Origin of the sequence: Marixanthomonas spongiae (genome assembly GCF_003095375.1) — a bacterium.
In the GTDB taxonomy this organism is placed as follows: Bacteria; Bacteroidota; Bacteroidia; order Flavobacteriales; family Flavobacteriaceae; genus Marixanthomonas; species Marixanthomonas spongiae.
This window is the reverse complement of record NZ_QEHR01000006.1, coordinates 216,204-237,164: the sequence shown is the minus strand read 5'-3', so window position 1 is coordinate 237,164 and position 20,961 is coordinate 216,204. Positions and strand designations below refer to the sequence as shown.

Genomic DNA, 20,961 nt, shown 5'->3' with positions numbered 1-20,961 from the left:
AACCCATTGTTTATTGTTCAATAGGGTTTCCGGGAGAAGTTATGTAGATAATTTTCAACATATTCAAATCCCGCAATTGCTGTTTTATGTCGGTTACAAGCCCGGTTTTGGTGTCTTCATCCACTTTAAGCGCCACCATGACTTTGTCCTGCAATTCTGGTCGCAATCTTTCCCTTGCTTCGGTCAATGCAAATTTTACATTGGAAATATCGGTAAATTTATCGCCTATCTGTATTTTCCCTTCAGTTCCATATTTATCTTGGTAGCGCGCACTTGGCTTACCGGCATAAATATATACTGAACGGTCCTTTTTCAGCTTCTCTAATTGATCTGCTTTTGGCAATGTGTTCTGTACCAATAAATTGTTATCCCTTAATACGGTTACTACCATAAAGAAGAACAATAGCATAAATACAATATCGGGTAATGATGCTGTATTTACTGCTGGTATTTCACCACCCTTTTTCTTTCTGAATTTTGACATAATAGATTGTTATTTATTGTCCGCTCTTCTTAGGTTCTGCTTCTGATAATTTTAGCGGAAACAATTCTTGAATTCGTTTCAGCTTTTCTTGTGCATCTTCTTCATTACCGGTAAAACTACCTTCGTCGATAGCCTGTTTTACCTCGGTAAATTTCCATCCAAACAGCCGCTGAGACTCCCTGTTACGTAAGAAATTATAAGCTGCCACCAATTCGTTTTGTACGGTTATGTACATTTCGTATGATGTTAAACGGTCGTTCTGTACCGAAATAACCGCTTTTTCTGGATTATCTGAAGATTTTGGGTCTCGAGCTCCTTTACAGTAGTTGCAGTATTCGGGGCTGCCTTTTGGCGCGCCACCATTATCCAAAAACTCAATCGCTGCTTCCCGTAAGTCTTTCACGTTCATGAGCTCATCTTCTACCAGTAATTGGTCGTCCTTATTCACATTAACAATGAACAGGTTTTTCTGTTTAATAACAGGTGGGTCTTCTATTTCTTCGTCAGGGGGCAATTGTCTCGCAATACCCTTATCTTTTTCAATGGTAGTGGTTACCAGGAAAAATATAAGGAGCAGGAATGCGATGTCTGCCATAGACCCTGCGTTAACCTCGGGTGTTGCTCTTCTTGCCATAATATTATCGTGTTGTCATTTTTTTAATTCCGCTGAATACCATAGAACCTATCGCTAAGATTGCCAAGATGTAAAATACATACAATCCAGTACCAACCCAACGGGATCCACTTTCTGAAAGCATCTTTCCATCCTGCATTGGGGTTTCAACGCCGCTGGCCAGGGCGTAGCCTATAGCCACCACAACGAGGAAACCGAGGATTGACAATAAGGTTCGTTTTATGTTTCCGGCAAAAATCCCTTTCAGCACAAAGATTATAACAAATAATAGTACGATTGCGAGCGTAATGTATGCTATGTACAAATATCCGTCAACACCTTCTCCAGTTGCTTTTACAACATCGTCGCCCTTTGATAAAATCATACCAAGGAACACAATACCTGCCAAACTGAGGATTATTGCTACAATTTTTAAAATTTTATGTAAAGCCATTATAAGGTGGTTTTAGTATTATTTTCTGTTTTTGTAATCTACCAACATATCGATCAAGGTAATGGAAGCATCTTCCATACTGTTTACGATACTATCGATTTTAGCGATGATGTAATTGTAGAAAATTTGAAGGATAATCGCCACGATCAAACCAAATACGGTTGTCAACAATGCCACCTTAATACCACCGGCAACAAGAGATGGATTCATATCACCAGCAGCTTGGATTTTATCGAAGGCTTCAATCATACCGATTACCGTACCCATGAAACCAAGCATAGGAGCAAGTGCGATAAATAAAGACACCCAAGAAACATTTTTCTCCAGCTGTCCCATTTGCACACCACCGTAAGCAACTACTGCTTTTTCTGCGGCATCAACGCCTTCGTCTGCACGGTCGAGACCTTGGTAGTAAATAGAAGCTACCGGCCCTTTGGTATTTCTACACACTTCTTTCGCCGCTTCAATGCCACCGCTGTTAAGTGCATCTTCCACCTTTGCAGCTAATTTTTGTGTATTGGTGGTGGAAAGATTTAAATAGATAATTCTTTCAATTGCAATTGCAAGACCAAGGATAAGACATAATAGTACGATCCCCATAAATGCAGGACCACCCTCAATAAAGCGTTGCTTCAGTTCTTGATGAAAGCCTCTCGGTTCATCAGTGTCAGCTGCGGCCTCTTCGTCTTGTACAAAGGTCACTGTAGCTGCGGTTGTTAATGCTTGAGCACTGCTCGGTACGGTTTGAGCAGTTGCTGCGTTTACGTTACATGTTCCCGCAAAGACCATTGCGGCAATTGCCATAATAGAAAATAATTTTTTCATTGCTATCGACTTAAAGTTTGTGTTTAGTTAAAGGTTTAAAGATATAAAAATAATTAGTTAATCTGCAATAATAAATTTGTGCATTACCAATAAACAACTGTATTTCAGTGCTTATTAAGTTTTTTTGCCAGAATATAAATCAACACTGTCTTGTTCAAGGCATATAAAGCTGTTTCATCAGGTTCATTACGTACAGCCTTAACTTTCAGTTTTCAAAAAACGAAAATAACAAGAACTTGTATAAAACCAATGGTTTTTGACGGCTTTTAACGGTAATTATCGACAATGCGCCAACTTTTCACTTTGTACGTTTGCTTAACCACGGTTTTGTTGGCGTGGGTTACGATACTTACACCCTCACACCAATTGTGTTCGCAGAGAGGAAGGGATTCGAACCCTCGATACGCTTTTGGCGTATACACACTTTCCAGGCGTGCGCCTTCGACCACTCGGCCACCTCTCTATTGTTTTACCTTTCAAAAATAAGGTAAGTAACGCTATTATTTCAAATATACCCTCACTTTTTGATTAAAAAAGCAGGTTTTTTAAACGGAGTGCCAAATAACAAAAAATATATTGGTTGATAAAATATTTTCGCGAAAAATTTTACATCATCTCTCCCCTTAACGATGTTTCGAAAATGGTTTTAAAGCTATTAGGGGATATTTTCTGCCCCAATAAATACATTAATTTTGCCAAAGCGGCTTCAGTAGTAATGTCTTTACCCGATATCACACCCATTCTTTTTAAGGCCGTACTGGTTTCGTAAAGCCCCATGACCACACTTCCACCAGAGCACTGGGTTACATTGATGACGGGAATCCCCTTAGCTATTACCTTTTTTAAGGGCTTTAAAAACCATTCCTCGTTGGTCGTGTTTCCGCTTCCGTAGGTTTCAATCACTAACCCTTTCATTTCGGGATAGGCGAAGATATGTTCTACCGTGGAAATATCGATACCGGGAAACATTTTCAACAGCACAATATTCGACTCCATCCGCTTGTGGACTTTCAGTTTTTTTCTTCGGTTAGGCCTGTACAGGGCATCGTGATTAATAAAAAGGTGGACGCCACTTTCCACCAGTGCTGGGTAGTTTAAGGAGGCAAAAGCTTCAAAATGCTCTGCATTTATCTTGGTGGTGCGATTGGCCCTGTACAACTTGTATTCAAAATACAGGCAAACTTCGGCTATTTGGGGCTTGCCTTTTTCTTGCAGTGCCGCAATCTGGATTGAGGTAATAAGGTTTTCTTTGGCATCGGTACGCAGATCACCAATGGGCAACTGCGACCCCGTGAACACAACAGGTTTTGCCAAATTTTCCAGCATAAAACTCAACGCCGAAGCGGTATAAGACATGGTATCGCTGCCGTGCAAGATCACAAAACCATCAAAATGGGCATAGTTTTCTTCAATGATGCCTGCTATCATGGTCCAGTATTTAGCGCTCATATTTGAACTGTCTATTGGCTCTTCAAAACTCCGGGTGCTAATCTCGCAATCCAGCAGTTTTAGCTCAGGGATGTGCTTTAATAGGTCATCGAAATCAAAATTGCGCAAAGCCCCGGTTTCAAAATCCTTGATCATACCAATGGTCCCGCCGGTATATATTAAAAGTATGTTGGGTTTTGTGTGCATGGTCGTGGTTTATATGCCGAATAGTTCTTTTGAGTTTTGGGTGGTCACCTTTGCCACCTCCTCTTCTGAAATGTTATATAATTGTGCCACTTTCTTACAAACAAATTGTAAATAACTGCTTTCATTTCGCTTACCGCGATACGGTACGGGCGATAAATAAGGGGAATCGGTTTCCAAAACGATATGTTTCAAACTGATTTCACTTAAAAACTGGTCTATTTTACCGTTTTTAAAGGTTACCACGCCGCCGATGCCCAGTTTCATATTATAGGATAAGGCTTGTTCTGCCTGTGATTTTGTACCGGTAAAGCAATGGAAAATCCCGAAGAGTTCCTCATCTTTTTCACTTTCCAAAACCTCAAACACCTCATCAAACGCATCTCGGCAATGAATAACGATAGGCAATTTGTGTTTTTTAGCCAACTGTATTTGCTTTTTAAACGCATCTTGCTGTATGGCCAAGGTGGAAGTGTCCCAGTAGAGATCGATCCCTATTTCGCCCACAGCGTAGAAACTTCGGTCTTTAAATTGCTGTTCCACGTGGGCCAGTTCCTCAAGATAGTTTTCTTTTACCGAAGTTGGGTGCAGCCCCATCATCAAAAATACGTGTTGGGGGTAGTTTAGTTCCAGCTCGTACATTTCTTGGGTGTGCCCTGAATCTATGGCAGGTATAAAAAACCGCTTTACCCCGGCATCGATAGCCCGTTGTAGAACTTGTGGCCTGTCTTCGTTAAAAGCATCACTATATAAATGGGTGTGTGTATCTGTCAACATATTCGCAAAGCTACTTAAATTTGTTGGCTATCTTTACAAAAAACATAAGATGCAGTTACGTACCTTCCTTGAAGAAAAAAAATTCCACAGAATCCCCTTAAAAAAACTGGTAACAGGCCACTATAAATTATCGGCCACGGTAAACGGGGTTCCCGGGCTGTTTATTTTAGACACTGGCGCCTCGACCAGTTGCATTGGTTATGACGAGATATCGCTTTTTTCAATGGAAACCGAGGACAGCGAAATTAAAGCTGCCGGTGCCGGCGCCATAAACATGGAAACTCGTATGGCCCGAAAAAACAAGGTAATCATAGGCAGCTGGAGCTCAAACACCATGGATTTTGTGGTTTTTGACCTTTCCCACGTAAACCAAGGTCTGCAACAAGCCGAAGAAGATTCGATAAACGGCATAATCGGGGCCGATTTTTTAAAACAATTTCGTGCAGTCATCGATTATGGTAGAAATTGCCTCTACCTAAAATAAGTTGCTACCCGGCTTCGTGCCACTGATTAATTTTTAGTATTTTTAAGGCCTCCCCATAATGTATTGGCAACTATGCTTAAAAAGCTTACAGTATTTTTAGCCCTTTTTTTGCTATGGCCGCTTATGGGCCATGGTCAAGATATTTCGTTTTACAAAAACAAAGCCCGAACGGCCTCCAACATCCACGAAAAACTGACAGCGATCGATTCGGTACTTTCAAAAAGCTATGGAGTTGACAACGAAACTTTTATAACCTACAGCACCCAATATATTGAATTGGCAAAAAAAGTGGACAGCATTGCATTGGCGGCTAAAAAGGCCATGAACCTGCAACGGGTGCTTTCAAACTACAAAAACGAACCCCGTAAGGCCGTAACCGTCATCGATGGTGTATTGGCACATAAGTATAAAATAAAAGACAGTTTTTTATTGGGCGGGCTCTACCTTAAAAGAGGAAAGGCCAACCTAAAACTGAATGTGAAAGATGCCATCCAGGATTACGAAACGGCGATCAAAAATTTCTCTAAAGACGATTCCATTTATATCGCCGATGCCTATCTTTTTAGCGGTCAGGCGTATTCTAACATAGGTAGGTTTGTCGCTGCGAGCGAGTATTACGAAAAGGCCTACCAATTATACGAAAAACGGCAGGCCTACGAATATATGTTACATGCCCGCCAAGGGATGATCACCATGTTCAGCATGAATGGTTTTTACGACAAAGCAGAAAAAGAACGGGAAGACCTTATTGAAACCCTCAAAGGGTTGGAGAACAAACAGTACCTGATAACCGAATACTACAACCAGGCCATCGATTTCAATAAAACAGGTAACAAAAAATTAGAGCTAGATTACCTTTTAAAAGCCGATTCGCTGCTCGATATTACGGATACAGAACAGAAAAATTACAGCAGCCGCATTGATGTAAATGCCAAACTTGCTGAATACTACATAAACAGCAACCAGATGTTAACCGCCCGCGACTACATCAATATCTTGGACCAATGGATAGGAAAGGCAAAAGATGATCGTTTGGCCAATATAAGCTATAATGGAGCAAAAGCCAGGTATTATCACGCTATGGGCCTAGAAAACGAAGCGTTGCAGTATGCGAAAAACCAATTGAAAAACGCCAAGGCTGTTGGCCACGAAGATGATATCCTCCATTCCCATTTATTGCTTTCAAATATTTATTCTGAAATGGGGCAGTTCAAAAAAAGCCTGGAAAACAAAAACGCCTACCTCAACATACGGGATTCGCTCTACAACAAAGGCACTGCGCAATTCTTGGCCTATTACCAAACCCTGTACGAAACCGAAAAAAAAGAAAAAGAACTGGTAGAAAAAAACACCAACATCCAATTGCTGGAAAAGGACAGTGATAACTTCAAAAAAATCGTGTTCTTTTCCAGTTTGGCCTTGGTGCTTTTGTTTGGGCTCATCTTACTGTACCGAAACCAACGGTACCTTAAAAACAACAAAGAGCTGCAGGAAAAGTTCAGCCAAAAACTGTTGGTTTCGCAAGAGCTGGAACGCAAGCGCATTTCCAAGGACATCCACGATGGTCTTGGGCAGCGGCTATTGCTCATAAAAAACAAAATCATTGCCAACGGCGATACCGATACCAAAAAAATGGTAGATGAAGCCATTGACGAAGTACGCTCCATCTCAAGGGACTTGCACCCGTTCCAACTTCAGGAAATGGGGATCACCAAAGCGATAGAATACACCTTAAACCAAATAGATGAAAACACCACGCTTTTTATTTCTTCTGAAATAGAAAATATTGATAACTTGTTCACCAAAGAGCAAGAAGTGAACATTTACAGGATTGTACAAGAAACGCTCAATAATATTTTAAAACATGCCAAAGCTGAAGCCTGTAAGGTGATGGTCAAGAAACTCACGGGCAACGTGATTATTTCAATAAAAGACAACGGCATAGGGTTTGATTTTCCCGAAAAATATCAAAATGTAAAATCCCTTGGGCTAAAGACCTTATTGGAGCGTACCCGTTTTTTAAATGGCCAAATGAAGGTAAAATCGGTTAAAAACAATGGCACGATAATCATATTTCAATTTCCGGTAACATGAAAATACAAACCATAATTACAGCAGACGACCACCCTCTTTTACTAAAAGGGTTGAACGATTTTTTACTGGAAAAGGAATACAATATCATTGGCAGTGCCCACAATGGAATGGATGCCTATAATTTAATTGCCAAAGAAAAGCCCAGCATTGCCATTTTAGACATACAAATGCCCTATATGTCCGGGATCGAGATTGCAAATAAATGCAAGGAGAACAACATTGACACTAAAATTGTGCTCATTACCCTGCACAAAGAAAAAGAACTTTACCTTAAGGCACAAGAGTTGAATATTTTTGGATATGTGTTGAAAGAATTTGCCTTAGAGGAAATAGAAAACTGCATCAATACCGTTACAAATGGCGAAAAATACTTTAGCCCTAAAATAAAGGAACTGTTAGATGGAACCTTATTTACCGATTCCAGGCTGAACGAACTTACGCCTTCAGAAAAAAAGATATTGAAATTGATTGCAGAAGACAAAACCAATAAAGAAATAGCCTCTCTTCTTTTTATCTCCCACCGTACCGTTGAAAAGCACCGTAGCAACATAATTTCCAAGCTCAATTTAAAACCAAAAACAAACAGTTTGCTTATTTGGGCCAAAGAAAACCACGACAAAATGTTTTAGAAAACACTTTTACGACTATATTTACGTGTATCCACGTATTTCTTTTCTGTGTTTATTTTCTGACATTTACATACTGAATATTAACATTGTGTATAAAGATGACGACGAAAGACGTGAAAAAAATAAAAAAAGAATATTTATTCTTTTGGTCATCATAGTAATTTCCATTGTGTTGCTGAATATTGTTAATTATTTTGTTTCTTAATTTTTATGTTAATATTTCAACTAACTAATTAAAAAAACACCCGGCTTTGGCCGGGTGTTTTTAGTTATAAAGCTTGTGGTTTTTATAGCTCCAATGCTTTTTTAACATCGTTGTCCATCAACAATTCTTCTGGGCTTTCCAAGGCTTCTTTAATGGCCACCAAGAACCCTACCGATTCTTTTCCGTCGATGATTCTGTGGTCGTAAGAAAGCGCTACGTACATAATAGGTGCAACGGCTATGGCTCCGTCTTTTGCAATAGGGCGTTCAACAATATTGTGCATTCCTAAAATGGCAGATTGTGGTGGATTGATAATTGGTGTAGAGAGCATACTGCCAAAAACACCGCCGTTGGAAATAGTAAAGGTACCGCCCGTCATTTCATCGACAGTAATCTTTCCATCCCTGGCTCTAAGCGCCAAACGTTTCACTTCTTCTTCAATACCCCTAAAACTTAAATCTTCGGCATTGCGTATTACGGGCACCATCAAACCTTTGGGGCCAGAAACCGCTATGGAAATATCTTTGTTGTCGTATTTTATCTGGTAGTCGCCATCGATCATGGAGTTGACGTCGGGATACATATCCAAGGCCCTTACCACTGCCATAGTGAAGAAAGACATAAAGCCTAAACTTACACCGTGTTTTTCTTTAAAATTTTCTTTGTGTTTTTTGCGCAATTCAAAAATGGGGCTCATATCGACTTCGTTAAAGGTGGTCAACATGGCAGTTTCATTTTTTGCCGATACCAAACGCTCTGCAACCCTTCTTCTTAGCATGGAAAGTTTTTTGCGCTCCGTGCCCCTGTTTCCTTTCCCAGGGGTCCCCATAGATGGCTGTGCTTTTTGGGCATCTTCTTTGGTAATACGGCCATCGCGCCCAGACCCTTTAACATCTTTAGGATCGATGTCTTTTTCATCTAAAATTTTCTTGGCAGAAGGCGAAGGACTTCCCGTGGCATACGTTTTTTTGTCTTGTTCTTGCGATGGCGTGGAAGGCTTTGACGGTGTTTCCTTTTTGGCTTCAGCCTTATCGCTGTCTTTTTCCTCTTTTCCTTCTTTTTCCTTAGCGTCATCTTTAGAAGAACTCTCCTTTTCTTTTTCTGAGTCTTCTTTTTTATCAGCATCATCGCTTGAGTCGCCTGGCTTTTCAGCTTCGGTATCGATTAAACAAACCACCTCTCCCACTTCAACCACGTCGCCTTCTTCGGCTTTACGGGTAATGACGCCGCTTGCTTCGGCAGGAAGTTCTAAGGTTGCTTTATCGCTGTCAATTTCGGCAATGGCTTGGTCTTTTTCTACATAGTCGCCATCTTCAACCAACCATTGTGCTATTTCTACTTCGGTAATGGATTCTCCCGGTGAGGGAACTTTCATTTCTAATGCCATAGTAATTTATTTTACCTGTTAAGGATATTGTTCTATTTTAGTGTTCTTCGGTTTTAAAAACGCTCTCTATCACTCTCTTATGCCGCTGTTTTGAACGCACACTGCTACCTGAGGCAGGAGCGGCGTACATTTTTCTGCTGCACACCCTGAAATCGCGGGCCTCTTCAAAATGCATCAAAATATGGGAATAGGCGCCCATGTTTTTTGGTTCTTCTTGGGCCCAAACCACATCCTTGGCGTTTTTATATTTTTTCATGATCTTTTTCATCTGCTCGGTCGGCAATGGGAACAGTTGCTCAATTCTAACCAAAGCAACATCGTCCCGCTCTTCGTCTTCTTTTACCTCCAAAAGATCGTAATAAAATTTACCAGTAACAAATACCAGTGTTTTTACTTTTGAAACTTTGGCGTCTGGATCGTCTATAACCATCTGGAAGGAGCCGTTGGCCAGTTCTTCTTTGGTCGAAACCACTTTGGAATGACGTAACAGGCTTTTAGGCGTAAACACGATCAATGGCTTGCGGTAATCCACCTTCATTTGTCTTCTAAGCAAATGGTAAAAGTTGGCCGGGGTAGTACAATCTGCTACAAACATATTGTCTTTGGCACATAGTTGTAAATAGCGCTCCATTCTCGCCGATGAATGCTCTGCTCCTTGGCCTTCGTAACCATGCGGAAGCAACATTACCAGACCGTTTTGCAGCTTCCATTTATCTTCTGCCGAAGAAATGTACTGATCGATCATAATTTGCGCCCCGTTACTGAAATCGCCAAATTGTGCTTCCCAAATGCACAGCGTCACGGGGCTGGCCATCGCATATCCATAATCGAACCCTACCACGCCGTATTCAGACAGCAGGGAGTTGTAAATATAGAAATAAGCTTGGTCTTCGCTCAATTCGTTGAGCAGCACCACTTCTTCTTCGTTCTCCTCGGTTTTTATTACGGCATGCCTGTGGGAAAAGGTTCCTCTCTCCACGTCTTGGCCGGTAATGCGCACATCATGTCCTTCAGAAAGCAAAGTGCCATAAGCCAACAATTCGCCCATGGCCCAGTCCAGCTTGTTATCTTCAAAATACATCTTGTTGCGCGCTTTAATGAGCTTGGTCACTTTGCGCAAAAACTTCTTGTCATCGGGAAGTTTTGTGATCACTTTAGCAATTTCACCCAATTTTTCAAGATCGAAAGTGGTATCCACCGCCTCCATCATCTTGTCTTCTTCGGCATAATCAAACCCTTCCCATTCTTCTTGCATAATGGCACTGATTTCCGTTTTTTCTTGCTTACGGGAATCTTCAAGGTTCTCCTCCAACACGTTTTTATAATCTTCTTCTATTTTCTTGGTGTAATCTTCATCGATCACCCCTTCTTTAATTAGTTTTTCAGAATATATCTCGCGCGGATTTTTATGTTTTGAAATCGCCTTGTACAAGGTTGGTTGGGTAAACTTGGGCTCATCGCCTTCATTATGCCCATATTTCCGGTATCCCAACAAATCGATGAACACATCGTGCCCAAACTTCAGCCTATAATCCAACGCAAACAACATGGCATGCACCACGGCTTCTACGTCGTCTGCATTCACATGTAATATGGGCGAAAGGGTAACCTTACCCACATCGGTACAATACGTAGAGGAGCGACCATCTAAATAATTGGTAGTAAAACCTACTTGGTTATTCACGACAATGTGGATGGTGCCACCGGTTTTGTACCCGTCCAGTTGAGACATTTGCACGATCTCATACACAATGCCCTGTCCAGCAATCGCCGCATCTCCATGCACGACTATGGGAAGTACTTTTTCAGGGTGATGCTTATGATGGTCATCCTGTTTTGCCCGGGCAATACCTTGTACTACTGCCCCAACAGCCTCAAGGTGAGAGGGGTTTGGCGCTATGTTCAAGTTGATTTCCTTACCATTGTCGGTTTTTCGCTTGGAAGTCCATCCTAAATGGTATTTTACATCGCCATCGAACACCACCTGCTCGTAATCTTTTCCGTCGAATTCGCTAAAAATATCTTTCGCGCTCTTTCCAAAAATATTGGTCAAGGTGCTTAAACGGCCACGGTGCGCCATTCCCATTACAAATTCTTCAATACCGTTTTCGGCTGCGTGTTCTATCAATGCATCAAGCCCGGGGATCAAGCTCTCCCCCCCTTCAAGCGAAAATCGTTTTTGCCCTACGTATTTAGTATGGAGAAAACTTTCAAAAGCTACGGCCTCGTTTAGTTTTTTAAGGATATGCTTTTTCTTTTCTTCTGAAAAGTTAGGCTGGTTTTCATTGATGTTCAGCTTATCTTCAATCCATTTTGTCTCCTCAGGCTTGCGAATGTGCATATATTCAATCCCAATGGAGTCGCAATAGATGTTATTGAGATGATCAATTATTTTTTCAAGAGTCGCTTCGCCAATGCCTAATGTTTCCCCCGCCTTAAAAGTAGTTTGCAGATCATCTTTGGACAACCCGAAATTTTCAAAGTCTAGCGTTGGGGTATATCTTCTCCGTTCCCGAACGGGGTTGGTCTTGGTGAACAAATGCCCTCGAGAGCGGTAGGCATCGATTAATTTAATGACTTGAAACTCCTTTACAACATTCACGCAATACTCTGGGTATTCCGCCTCAATACCTGTTTTGCCAGCATCGCTTATGGTTTTGCCTGCTTGAGGCTCCATGCCCAATGCCTCGGGCGATCCAGACTCGTTTCCAAAGTCAAAACCTTGAAAAAAAGCACGCCAGCTAGGTTCTACGCTATCTGGGTATTGCAAATATTTGTCGTAAAGTTCTGCGATGTACGAAGGATGTACCGCATTGAGAAAAGAATATTTATCCATAATTGGGATACAAAGGTTTCATATTGTAAAACAGTACAAAAATACAATAAATACAATAAATAGGCGATGGTTATGTGTATATTTATGGCGCTGTAACTCTTAAATATTTCCCAATGAAACCTCTTCGCTTTATTCTGCTCGGCATGATGCTATTGTTTTGTTTTACTGGTATGTTTGCGCAAATTGGTGTTCCTGCCCAACATAAAAATGACTTTTGGGACAACGTTCGTTTTGGCGGGGGGCTAGGCATTGGTTTTGGAAACGGCTATTTTAGCGGAAGCATCTCACCCAGTGCCATTTACGATGTAAACCCATATTTTAGTGTGGGGCCTGCCCTACAGTTCAGCTACCAGTCTGGCGAAAATTTCAACACGACCTTATATGGTGCCAGCTTACTCACCCTGTTTAATCCCATACGGGAACTTCAACTTTCGGCCGAACTAGAGCAGCTTCGGGTAAACCAAACCCTTGAACTGGACGGCGGCAACCTGGAAGCCAACTTTTGGAACACGGCTTTGTTTGCCGGGGCAGGCTATCGTACGCAAAACGTTACCATAGGTGTGCGCTACAATGTGCTGTACAAAGACGGCGAAGACATTTACACCAGCCCTTGGTCACCTTTTGTGCGGGTATATTTTTAAGCGCTAAAACGTTCGTTTCATTAACCATTCGCCAAATTCACGAAGGGCTGTTCTTTTTTCTTCTGAAATATCAACCCGGCCCAAAACTTCATTTGCTTTTTTTGTGTATTTTGAAATTTCTGCCTGCGTTTTTTCCGCAGCACCAGACTCATTGAAGATACGGGTTACCGCTTTAATTTTATCGGAAGGGTCTTTAGGGTTAATCGTATATAAGTGCTCCAGCTCTTCTGCCTGTAATGCTTCACTTTCATTTAACGCCGTTAGATACAAAAACGTCTTTTTGTTCTCAATAATATCGCCCCCCACTTGTTTTCCGAAGGATTCCGGATCACCGAAAACATCCAAGTAATCGTCCTGTAACTGAAACGCAATCCCCAAATTCCTGCCAAATCTATACATATTTTCTTTACAGCTTTCTGACGCTCCCGCCACAATAGCACCCATTTTCATGGCGGCACCCAATAAAACGGCCGTTTTATAATCGATCATTTTAATGTACTCTGCTATGGTCACATTGTCACGGTCTTCAAAATCGACGTCGTACTGCTGCCCTTCGCACACTTCCATGGCGGTTTTGCTGAAAAGCTTTGCCAGTTCCCTAAAAAGAGGCGCTTCGTATTGCTCAAACAATTGGTACGCCAATATCAACATGGCATCGCCCGAGAGTATGCCGGTATTGATGTCCCACTTTTCATGAACGGTCTCCTTGCCGCGGCGCAATGGGGCATTGTCCATAATATCGTCATGAATCAACGAAAAATTATGGAACAGCTCGACAGCCAAGGCCGCCGGCATCGCTTTTTTAAAATCAACATCAAAAAAATCGCAAGTTAACAAGGTAAGGATTGGGCGCAGGCGTTTCCCGCCAATATTCACAATGTATTGTATGGGCTCGTACAACTGCTCAGGTTCCTTTATTTGTAGGGTGTTGTTCAGTTCTTCAGAAAGCGCAAGATTGTATTTTTTGAGTAATTCCATTGATGTTGAAAATTTCCCGCTAAAATACAAGTTGCCAAATAAACCGTTGCCTTAAATCCTTAAAAAAATAAAGCGCACCCTTTTTTTATGGTTTTGAAATGTTAAAGATCCGTGAAACTTTGGAAACTATTTTTGTACTTAAAGTTTCCTTTCCCTACCTTTGCAATTTCTTATGAAAGACAAAATTACCATAAAAGCTGCTGAAATGTTCCTGTCGCTCGGGTTTAAAAGCGTCACGATGGACGATATTTCACAAGAATTGGGCATTTCAAAAAAAACCATCTATACCCATTTCAAAAACAAAACCGAACTCATAAAAGAAACGGCCCTGCTTGTTTTTTCGGAAATCAGTTGCGGTATCGACACCATTTTGGCACAAAAAAAAGATCCTATTGAAGAAATCTATGAAATCAAGAAATTTGTGATGCTGCAACTTAAAAACCAAAAAGCATCGCCGCAATTTCAGCTTCAAAAATACTATCCTGAAATACACCGGCTTTTAAACACAAAAAAGTACGAAAAAATGGCGTGCTGCACCGTGGAAAACCTTAAACGAGGCGTTGAAAAAGGCGTGTACCGAAAAAACATTGACGTGGACTTTATTTCAAAGCTGTATTTTTTGGGAATAGAAGGCATCAATGATGAAACCATTTTCCCCGTTCCGCAGTTTTCAAAAACACAATTAATGGAAGACTACTTGGAGTATCACCTACGGGGCATTGTAACCTCAAAAGGATTGCAGACACTCAATAAATTTATAACCGAGAACATACATCAATGAAGACACCCGTTTTTTTAATTGTTTTTTCCCTCTTTACGGTGGCGTTACAGGCACAAGATTCTACCCAAGTTGAAAAACGCGCTTTTTCGTTGGCTGAAGCCATTCAATACGGATTAGACAATGGTTACAATTCACGTATTGCCCAAAAAGACGTTGCTATTGCCTTAAAGCAAAAATGGGAAATCATCGCCCAAGGCTTACCCCAAATAAGCGGTGATGCCAATTACAACAACAATCTAAAGCAACCGGTAACCTTGATTCCCAGTGAAATTGCCGGAGGGGCACCCGGAACCTTTGTGCCCGTCACCTTTGGCACCCAACATAGTGTAAATGCAACCGGCACTTGGAACCAACTGATCTTTGACGGCTCTTATATTGTAGGGATTCAATCTGCAAAGACGCTGTTGCAAATTTCTGAAAACGCCAAGGTAAAAACCGATCTGGAAGTTAAAAAAGCGATCACCGATGCCTACGGAAATGTGCTATTGGCCACCGAAAGTGTTGCTATTTTAAAGAAAAACGTCGCCACCATTGAAAAAAACCTCAACGATACCCGAAAAATCTTTGAGAATGGATTGGCCGAAGAAGAAGATGTGGAACAATTGGAAATCACCCTTTTAAATTTACAGGCAAACCTCAACAACTCCATACGTATGCAAGCCATTGCCTACGACATGTTGAAAGTAACCATGGGCATTCCAGTAGATAACACCATTGTGGTTACCGACGATTTAAGCCAATTGAGCAAAGAAAATTTCAACTTATTGCTCCTTTCAAAAGAAATAGATGTGGAAGAAAATATTGATTACCGCATTGCAGAAGACCAAAAAAACCTTTCGGAAGTTCAGGTAAAACTTGAAAAAAGCAAAGCCCTACCTACCCTTTCGGCTTTTGTTAATTATGGTGTTGCCGGTTACAGTGATGAATTCACCTTTTTTAATAGCGACCAAAACTATTTTACACAATCGGTTTTGGGGGTGAATTTAAGCATCCCTATTTTCAGCAGTGGAATGCGAAGTGCCAAAACGGCCCAAAAACAACTGGCCTTAGAACAATCAAAATTAGAACTGGAACAAACCCGCAACCAAGTAAAACTTGAAATGGCAAACGCCCGCAACGAGTACCAATTTGCCTTAGAGAATTACGAAAACAAACAACGCAACTTAGAACTGGCCGAACGTATTGAAAAGAAAAACAGCATCAAGTTTTTTGAAGGGATTGCCACCAGTTTTGAGCTAAGCGAGGCCCAACAACAACTTTTCAGTGCACAGCAGGATTACCTGCAAGCCATGCTCGACGTTATTAACGCCAAAGCTGAGCTCGAAACACTATTGGACACTACAAAATACCCCGAAACCAAAGACAACTAAAAAATCAACACAACAGCAACATTTATGAAAAAGCTACTATACCTATTCATGATATTCTTAACCTTAGCCGCCTGTGGCAATAAGGAAGAATCTGTGGATTCCCTTTTGGAAAAAGGCGACCTTTCTGAAATAAAAGAAAAAAAGGCAGCACTCTCGGCACAACAAAAAGAGTTGAATAGCAAAATTGACAAACTAAACACCTTTATTGAAAAAAAGGAACGGCACGATCGCGCCCTTTTGGTAAGCACCCAGAAAATACACGATACCGTTTTTAAACACTTTGTGGAAGTGCAAGGAAACGTAAGGACTGATCAAAACATTATTATCTACCCCGAGTTTTCTGGCGTGTTGACCAACGTTTATGTTAATGAAGGCCAACGCGTAAGCAAAGGGCAACGATTGGCGAAAATTGACGACGGCGGACTTTCCAGCCAATTGGCGCAACAAGAAACCCAAGTGGCATTGGCAAAAACAACCTTTGAGCGCCAAAAACGGTTATGGGATCAAAAAATTGGTTCCGAAATTCAATTTTTAGAAGCAAAAGCCACTTACGAAGCAGCCGATAAAGCCGCGCAACAAATCCGTTCGCAATTGGCTAAAACTGTGATTACGGCACCGTTTTCGGGTGTAGTGGACAATGTGATTGCAGATCAAGGCCAAGTGGTAAACCAAGGCCAGACACAAGTAATCCGCTTGGTCAACTTGAGCGATATGTACGTAAAAGCTTCCATGCCCGAAACCTACTTGAACAGCATTGAAAAGGGCACTGAGGTAAACGTGCGTTTGGCTTCCATTGGAGAAGAATATAAAGGGACGGTTCGTCAAGCAAGCAACTACATCAACCCAGACAACCGTACGTTTGATGTCCGTATTGCCATTCCCAACAAAAGCGGAAAGGTAAAACCCAACTTAATAGCCACGGTCGAGGTGAACGATTACACCAACCAAAATGCGATTACCGTGCCCGAGAGCATTCTTCAGGAAAATTCAAAAGGGGAAAGCATTGTTTTTGTGTATGAACCTAAAACCGATTCCACGGGAACGGCCAAGCGGAAAATTGTGGAACCCGGCCTTACATACGGCAATAAAGTTGAAATAAAAAATGGGCTAAAAGAAGGGGAAACAATTATTGTTGAAGGGGCCAAAAGCGTTCGTGACGGCCAGAAAGTGACCTACAAAAACTAAACAACCTATTGCGTTATGAGCAAGAACACCTATAAAGAATTCAGCATCTCCTCTTGGGCCATCGACAATAAGATGACGGTGTACGTCATTATTGCCATAATTTTAGTTTTGGGTATCTTTTCGTATTACACCATGCCCCGCGAGTCATTTCCGGAGATCGTGGAGACTAAAATATATGTGAGTTCCATAAATCCCGGCAACTCTGCCGAAGATGTCGAAAAGTTCATTACCGAACCCTTGGAAGAGGAGTTCAACGACATTGGCGGTGTACACGAAATCACGTCCACTACCCTTCAGGATTATTCCATGGTCATTGTGGAGTTTGAAGAAGACGTGGAAATACCCACGGCAAAACAACGGGTTAAGGACAAAGTAGATTTGGTCAAGGCCGAAACTACGTGGCCTACCTTAGACAATGGCGCCAAGGTAGAACCCAATGTGTTCGATTTGAACATTTCAGAAGAAATGCCCATCCTCAACGTCAACCTTACCGGAGATTATCCGCTGCAACGGCTCAAGGATTATGCAGAATACCTTCAAGACAAAATAGAGTTGTTACCGCCCATCAAGGAAGCCGTTATTCGCGGCGTGGAAGATAAGGAAGTGGAAGTGGCGATCGATATCTATAAAATGACGGCTTCTCAAGTGAGCTTTAACGACGTTATCAATGCTATTAGAAGCGAAAACACGACCATTTCGGGCGGGAACATTAAAAGTAACGGGGTTGAGAAGAACATTCGCGTATTGGGTGAAATAGAACACCCAAAAGAACTTGAAAATATTGTGGTAAAACGCGATGGCGGCAACATTTTCCTCAAGGATATCGCAACGATAAATTTTAAAGCCGAAGACCCCACCACTTTTGCCCGGGAATACAAAGAACCGGTGGTTATGCTCGATATAAAGAAACGGGCCGGAAAAAACATGATTGAGGCCGTAGAGCACATTAAGGAAATAATCGAAACCGAAAAGGAAAACTACTTGCCTGAAGGGCTGCACATCTCCCTCTCCAACGATCAATCCATAAAAACGCAGAACCAAGTGGACGACCTCGTTAACAACATTATTTTTGGGGTAATCTTGGTGGTATTGGTTTTGATGTTCTTTTTAGGTTTCAGGAATGCACTGTTTGTTGGGTTTGCCATTCCGCTTTCCATGCTTATGTCGCTGTTTATCCTTTCTTCCTTAGGCTTTACCTTAAACACCATGGTCCTTTTTGGTTTGGTGATGGGCCTTGGTATGTTGGTGGACAACGGTATTGTGGTAGTAGAAAATGTGTATTCGCTCATGAGCGAAGGCATGCCCCGAAAAAAAGCCGCTAAACAAGGCATGGGCGAGATTGCTTGGCCCATTATCGCCTCGACAGCGACCACCTTGGCCGCATTTTTCCCGTTAGGGCTGTGGCCGGGGATTATTGGTAAGTTTATGATTTTTTTCCCCATTACGCTTTCGGTGGTGTTAGGGTCTTCCCTTTTTGTCGCTTTGATCATCAACTCCATGCTCACGTCAAAATTCATGGAGACCGAAGAAGAAAAGATTACCAAAAAGAAATTGGTACGGCGCAGTCTTGTATTGGCTATAATTGGCGCCATTTTATTGATTACCGGTTTTATACTGGACGTTCCAGGGCTTCGCGGAATAGGGAACTTGAGCATCTTGGCCGCTATTATGCTTTGGGTTTATAAATATGTACTGGCTGGTGCTGTGGAGTACTTTCAGTTTAAATCGCTCAAGAAATTAGAGAACTTTTATGAAAAATTCCTGAAATATGCGCTTCGCGGAAAGATGGCGTATTGGTTCCTCTTTGGAACCTTTGGGCTTTTGCTGCTTTCCTTTGTTTTCGTTGGGATTGCGCAGCCCAAAGTGTTATTTTTCCCCGAAAACGAGCCCAACCAGATTATGACCTATATTGAATACCCTGAAGGTACCTCAATAGAAAAAACCAATGAGCTCACCAAAAAGATCGAAGACCGCATATACAGTGTTATAGAGAAATATGAAGACCCCGATGGGTACAACTTTATGGTAGAGTCGGCCATATCGCAAGTGGGGGAAGGAGCCGGAAACCCCATGACCGATGCCGGCCAGAGCAACGAAATGCCCCATAAAGGAAAAATAACGCTTTCCATGCGGGAATTTAAACTGCGACGGGGCGTGAAAAGCAGCACTGTGTTATCTGAAGTGCGTAATGCCGTAAAAGGATTCCCGGGAGCTTCCATAATCGTTGAAAAAGATGTGGCAGGACCACCGGTAGGGTATCCCATAAACATTGAATTGAGCGGCGATGATTACGAAAAAATGCTGCAAGAAGCCGAACAAATGCGAAGCTACATTGAAAACCGTGGCATCGCTGGTATTGAAGAGCTTAAAATAGACGTGAACAAATCGAAACCAGAAGTGGACATCCAAGTGGACCGTAAAAAGGCAGGACAATTGGGCGTTTCTTCTGCTGCGGTGGGACAGACCTTGCGCCGCTCTATTTACGGGGAAGAAGCTTCCACCTATAAAGAAGATGACGAAGATTATCCCATTAACGTCAGGCTGAACAATCAATACCGCTATAACGAGAGTGCATTGTACAACCAACCCGTTACCTTTAGAAACAACCAAGGAAAAATTGTCCAGGTGCCCATTTCATCGTTGATTACAAAAACGACTACCTCGTCTTTTAGCTCCATAAAACGGAAAGACCTAAAACGCGTCATAACTCTTTATTCTAATGTACTGGGAGGATACAATGCCACTGAAATAGTAAACGAAATAAAAGCTGAACTTGAAAATTACAACTTGCCGCAGGATATTGACTATGCGTTTACTGGCGAACAAGAAGAACAGGCCGAAAACATGAGTTTTCTGCTTATGGCGTTGTTTTATGCCATGGGCGGAATTCTGTTGATCTTGGTGGCACAGTTCAATTCTATATCAAAACCCATAATCATTCTCTCGGCCATTGTACTGAGTTTGGCAGGTGTATTCTTGGGCTTGGTGGTCTTTGGAATGGACTTCGTAATTATCATGACCATGATGGGCATCATTTCACTGGCCGGTATTGTGGTGAATAATGCCATTGTGTTGATAGACTATACCCAAATACTCATAGACCGTAAAAAAGAAGAGCTGGGAGTTGATGAAGACGATCTGTTGACCAAAAAAGAATATTTCAACCAGATCGTCGCCGGCGGAAAATCGCGTTTGCGCCCCGTGTTATTGACGGCCATCACCACAGTGTTAGGCTTAATACCGCTGGCCGTAGGATTAAACATTGATTTCTTTGGATTATTTACCGATTACGACCCCGGTATTTATATAGGTGGCGACAACGTAATATTTTGGGGACCATTGGCCTGGACCGTGATCTTCGGGTTGATATTCGCTACCTTCCTTACCTTGATCGTGGTGCCGGTGATGTTTTATTTGGTAAACCGCGCCAAGGTAAAAATCGCTAAGAAACGAGCCGAAAAGAAAGAACGGAAACTTCAGGAAAAGCAACGATTAAAACAAGCAGAGACAGGGAAATAAAGAGCCAAAAACTTCCGAAGAAAACTATTTTTTTGGAAGTTTTTGCTTTTCAGCCCGCTATATTTCT

The 20,961-nt window shown here is 41.8% G+C and carries 17 protein-coding genes and 1 tRNA gene; 8 read left to right on the top strand and 10 right to left on the bottom strand.

Going from position 1 to position 20,961, the window contains the following annotated elements; translation table 11 throughout:
* Positions 1-10: 10 nt before the first annotated feature.
* The 7 genes from DDV96_RS10770 to DDV96_RS10740 form a co-directional block, all read right to left on the bottom strand.
* Positions 11-484 (bottom strand): ExbD/TolR family protein, encoded by a 474-nt coding sequence (locus tag DDV96_RS10770; RefSeq protein ID WP_116694776.1) that lies wholly within the window; start codon positions 482-484, stop codon positions 11-13.
* A gap of 13 nt (positions 485-497) precedes the next feature.
* Positions 498-1,118 carry an ExbD/TolR family protein gene (locus tag DDV96_RS10765; protein WP_116694775.1) on the bottom strand — a complete coding sequence of 207 codons (621 nt, stop codon included), beginning with the start codon at positions 1,116-1,118 and terminating at the stop codon, positions 498-500.
* Positions 1,119-1,122: 4 nt separating this feature from the next.
* On the bottom strand, positions 1,123-1,551 hold the full coding sequence (locus DDV96_RS10760) for a hypothetical protein (protein WP_116694774.1): 429 nt from the start codon (positions 1,549-1,551) through the stop codon (positions 1,123-1,125).
* 18 nt (positions 1,552-1,569) lie between these two features.
* On the bottom strand, positions 1,570-2,376 hold the full coding sequence (locus tag DDV96_RS10755; RefSeq protein WP_116694773.1) for a MotA/TolQ/ExbB proton channel family protein: 807 nt from the start codon (positions 2,374-2,376) through the stop codon (positions 1,570-1,572).
* A gap of 375 nt (positions 2,377-2,751) precedes the next feature.
* Positions 2,752-2,839, bottom strand: a tRNA-Ser gene (locus DDV96_RS10750).
* Positions 2,840-2,982: 143 nt separating this feature from the next.
* On the bottom strand, positions 2,983-4,011 hold the full coding sequence (locus DDV96_RS10745; protein ID WP_116694772.1) for an asparaginase: 1,029 nt from the start codon (positions 4,009-4,011) through the stop codon (positions 2,983-2,985).
* A gap of 9 nt (positions 4,012-4,020) precedes the next feature.
* Complete coding sequence (locus DDV96_RS10740) at positions 4,021-4,785, bottom strand: TatD family hydrolase (RefSeq protein ID WP_116694771.1); 765 nt, start codon at positions 4,783-4,785, stop codon at positions 4,021-4,023.
* Positions 4,786-4,834: 49 nt separating this feature from the next.
* On the opposite strand from DDV96_RS10740, the gene DDV96_RS10735 reads away from it, so the two are divergent.
* The 3 genes from DDV96_RS10735 to DDV96_RS10725 all read left to right on the top strand — a co-directional run bounded on the left by DDV96_RS10735 (position 4,835) and on the right by DDV96_RS10725 (position 7,992).
* Positions 4,835-5,269 (top strand): retropepsin-like aspartic protease family protein, encoded by a 435-nt coding sequence (locus DDV96_RS10735; RefSeq protein ID WP_116694770.1) that lies wholly within the window; start codon positions 4,835-4,837, stop codon positions 5,267-5,269.
* Positions 5,270-5,392: 123 nt separating this feature from the next.
* Positions 5,393-7,363, top strand: a complete 1,971-nt coding sequence (locus DDV96_RS10730) for a tetratricopeptide repeat-containing sensor histidine kinase (RefSeq protein WP_206074021.1) — start codon at positions 5,393-5,395, stop codon at positions 7,361-7,363.
* Positions 7,360-7,992 carry a response regulator gene (locus tag DDV96_RS10725; protein WP_116694768.1) on the top strand — a complete coding sequence of 211 codons (633 nt, stop codon included), beginning with the start codon at positions 7,360-7,362 and terminating at the stop codon, positions 7,990-7,992. Before DDV96_RS10730 ends, DDV96_RS10725 begins: the two co-directional genes overlap by 4 nt.
* A 287-nt stretch (positions 7,993-8,279) precedes the next feature.
* Here the strand turns inward: DDV96_RS10725 and odhB are convergent, their stop codons facing one another.
* Together odhB and DDV96_RS10710 are read right to left on the bottom strand one after the other, a co-directional pair.
* On the bottom strand, positions 8,280-9,584 hold the full coding sequence (odhB, locus tag DDV96_RS10715; protein ID WP_116694766.1) for a 2-oxoglutarate dehydrogenase complex dihydrolipoyllysine-residue succinyltransferase: 1,305 nt from the start codon (positions 9,582-9,584) through the stop codon (positions 8,280-8,282).
* A gap of 37 nt (positions 9,585-9,621) precedes the next feature.
* Positions 9,622-12,420: a 2-oxoglutarate dehydrogenase E1 component gene (locus DDV96_RS10710; protein ID WP_116694765.1), complete on the bottom strand. Its 2,799-nt coding sequence runs from the start codon at positions 12,418-12,420 to the stop codon at positions 9,622-9,624.
* 113 nt (positions 12,421-12,533) lie between these two features.
* Here DDV96_RS10710 and DDV96_RS10705 point away from each other — a divergent pair, with 113 nt between their 5' ends.
* Positions 12,534-13,061: an alpha-ketoglutarate decarboxylase gene (locus DDV96_RS10705; RefSeq protein ID WP_116694764.1), complete on the top strand. Its 528-nt coding sequence runs from the start codon at positions 12,534-12,536 to the stop codon at positions 13,059-13,061.
* Between the two features lie 3 nt (positions 13,062-13,064).
* Here the strand turns inward: DDV96_RS10705 and DDV96_RS10700 are convergent, their stop codons facing one another.
* Positions 13,065-14,039, bottom strand: coding sequence for a polyprenyl synthetase family protein (locus DDV96_RS10700; protein WP_116694763.1), 975 nt, complete (start codon positions 14,037-14,039; stop codon positions 13,065-13,067).
* A gap of 172 nt (positions 14,040-14,211) precedes the next feature.
* Between DDV96_RS10700 and DDV96_RS10695 the strand changes: the two genes are divergently transcribed.
* The 4 genes from DDV96_RS10695 to DDV96_RS10680 are packed head-to-tail and all read left to right on the top strand — an operon-like array spanning position 14,212 to position 20,894.
* Positions 14,212-14,820, top strand: a complete 609-nt coding sequence (locus DDV96_RS10695; protein WP_116694762.1) for a TetR/AcrR family transcriptional regulator — start codon at positions 14,212-14,214, stop codon at positions 14,818-14,820.
* A complete protein-coding gene (locus DDV96_RS10690) occupies positions 14,817-16,190 on the top strand; it encodes a TolC family protein (protein WP_116694761.1) in 1,374 nt (457 codons plus the stop codon). The genes DDV96_RS10695 and DDV96_RS10690 overlap by 4 nt, the downstream gene beginning before the upstream one ends.
* Positions 16,191-16,214: 24 nt before the next feature.
* Positions 16,215-17,375 carry an efflux RND transporter periplasmic adaptor subunit gene (locus DDV96_RS10685; RefSeq protein ID WP_116694760.1) on the top strand — a complete coding sequence of 387 codons (1,161 nt, stop codon included), beginning with the start codon at positions 16,215-16,217 and terminating at the stop codon, positions 17,373-17,375.
* Positions 17,376-17,390: 15 nt separating this feature from the next.
* On the top strand, positions 17,391-20,894 hold the full coding sequence (locus DDV96_RS10680; RefSeq protein ID WP_116694759.1) for an efflux RND transporter permease subunit: 3,504 nt from the start codon (positions 17,391-17,393) through the stop codon (positions 20,892-20,894).
* The last annotated feature ends 67 nt before the right edge of the window (positions 20,895-20,961 follow it).

Excerpts from the sequence above, each read along its gene's own strand:
- DDV96_RS10730 (WP_206074021.1), top strand. The coding sequence starts at position 5,393 with ATGGGCCATGGTCAAGATATTTCGTTTTACAAAAACAAAGCCCGAACG.
- DDV96_RS10680 (WP_116694759.1), top strand. The coding sequence starts at position 17,391 with ATGAGCAAGAACACCTATAAAGAATTCAGCATCTCCTCTTGGGCCATC.
- DDV96_RS10740 (WP_116694771.1), bottom strand. The coding sequence starts at position 4,785 with ATGTTGACAGATACACACACCCATTTATATAGTGATGCTTTTAACGAA.
- DDV96_RS10690 (WP_116694761.1), top strand. The coding sequence starts at position 14,817 with ATGAAGACACCCGTTTTTTTAATTGTTTTTTCCCTCTTTACGGTGGCG.
- DDV96_RS10765 (WP_116694775.1), bottom strand. The coding sequence starts at position 1,118 with ATGGCAAGAAGAGCAACACCCGAGGTTAACGCAGGGTCTATGGCAGAC.
- DDV96_RS10760 (WP_116694774.1), bottom strand. The coding sequence starts at position 1,551 with ATGGCTTTACATAAAATTTTAAAAATTGTAGCAATAATCCTCAGTTTG.
- DDV96_RS10695 (WP_116694762.1), top strand. The coding sequence starts at position 14,212 with ATGAAAGACAAAATTACCATAAAAGCTGCTGAAATGTTCCTGTCGCTC.
- DDV96_RS10770 (WP_116694776.1), bottom strand. The coding sequence starts at position 484 with ATGTCAAAATTCAGAAAGAAAAAGGGTGGTGAAATACCAGCAGTAAAT.
- DDV96_RS10745 (WP_116694772.1), bottom strand. The coding sequence starts at position 4,011 with ATGCACACAAAACCCAACATACTTTTAATATATACCGGCGGGACCATT.
- DDV96_RS10710 (WP_116694765.1), bottom strand. The coding sequence starts at position 12,420 with ATGGATAAATATTCTTTTCTCAATGCGGTACATCCTTCGTACATCGCA.
- DDV96_RS10725 (WP_116694768.1), top strand. The coding sequence starts at position 7,360 with ATGAAAATACAAACCATAATTACAGCAGACGACCACCCTCTTTTACTA.
- DDV96_RS10700 (WP_116694763.1), bottom strand. The coding sequence starts at position 14,039 with ATGGAATTACTCAAAAAATACAATCTTGCGCTTTCTGAAGAACTGAAC.
- odhB (WP_116694766.1), bottom strand. The coding sequence starts at position 9,584 with ATGGCATTAGAAATGAAAGTTCCCTCACCGGGAGAATCCATTACCGAA.
- DDV96_RS10755 (WP_116694773.1), bottom strand. The coding sequence starts at position 2,376 with ATGAAAAAATTATTTTCTATTATGGCAATTGCCGCAATGGTCTTTGCG.
- DDV96_RS10685 (WP_116694760.1), top strand. The coding sequence starts at position 16,215 with ATGAAAAAGCTACTATACCTATTCATGATATTCTTAACCTTAGCCGCC.
- DDV96_RS10705 (WP_116694764.1), top strand. The coding sequence starts at position 12,534 with ATGAAACCTCTTCGCTTTATTCTGCTCGGCATGATGCTATTGTTTTGT.
- DDV96_RS10735 (WP_116694770.1), top strand. The coding sequence starts at position 4,835 with ATGCAGTTACGTACCTTCCTTGAAGAAAAAAAATTCCACAGAATCCCC.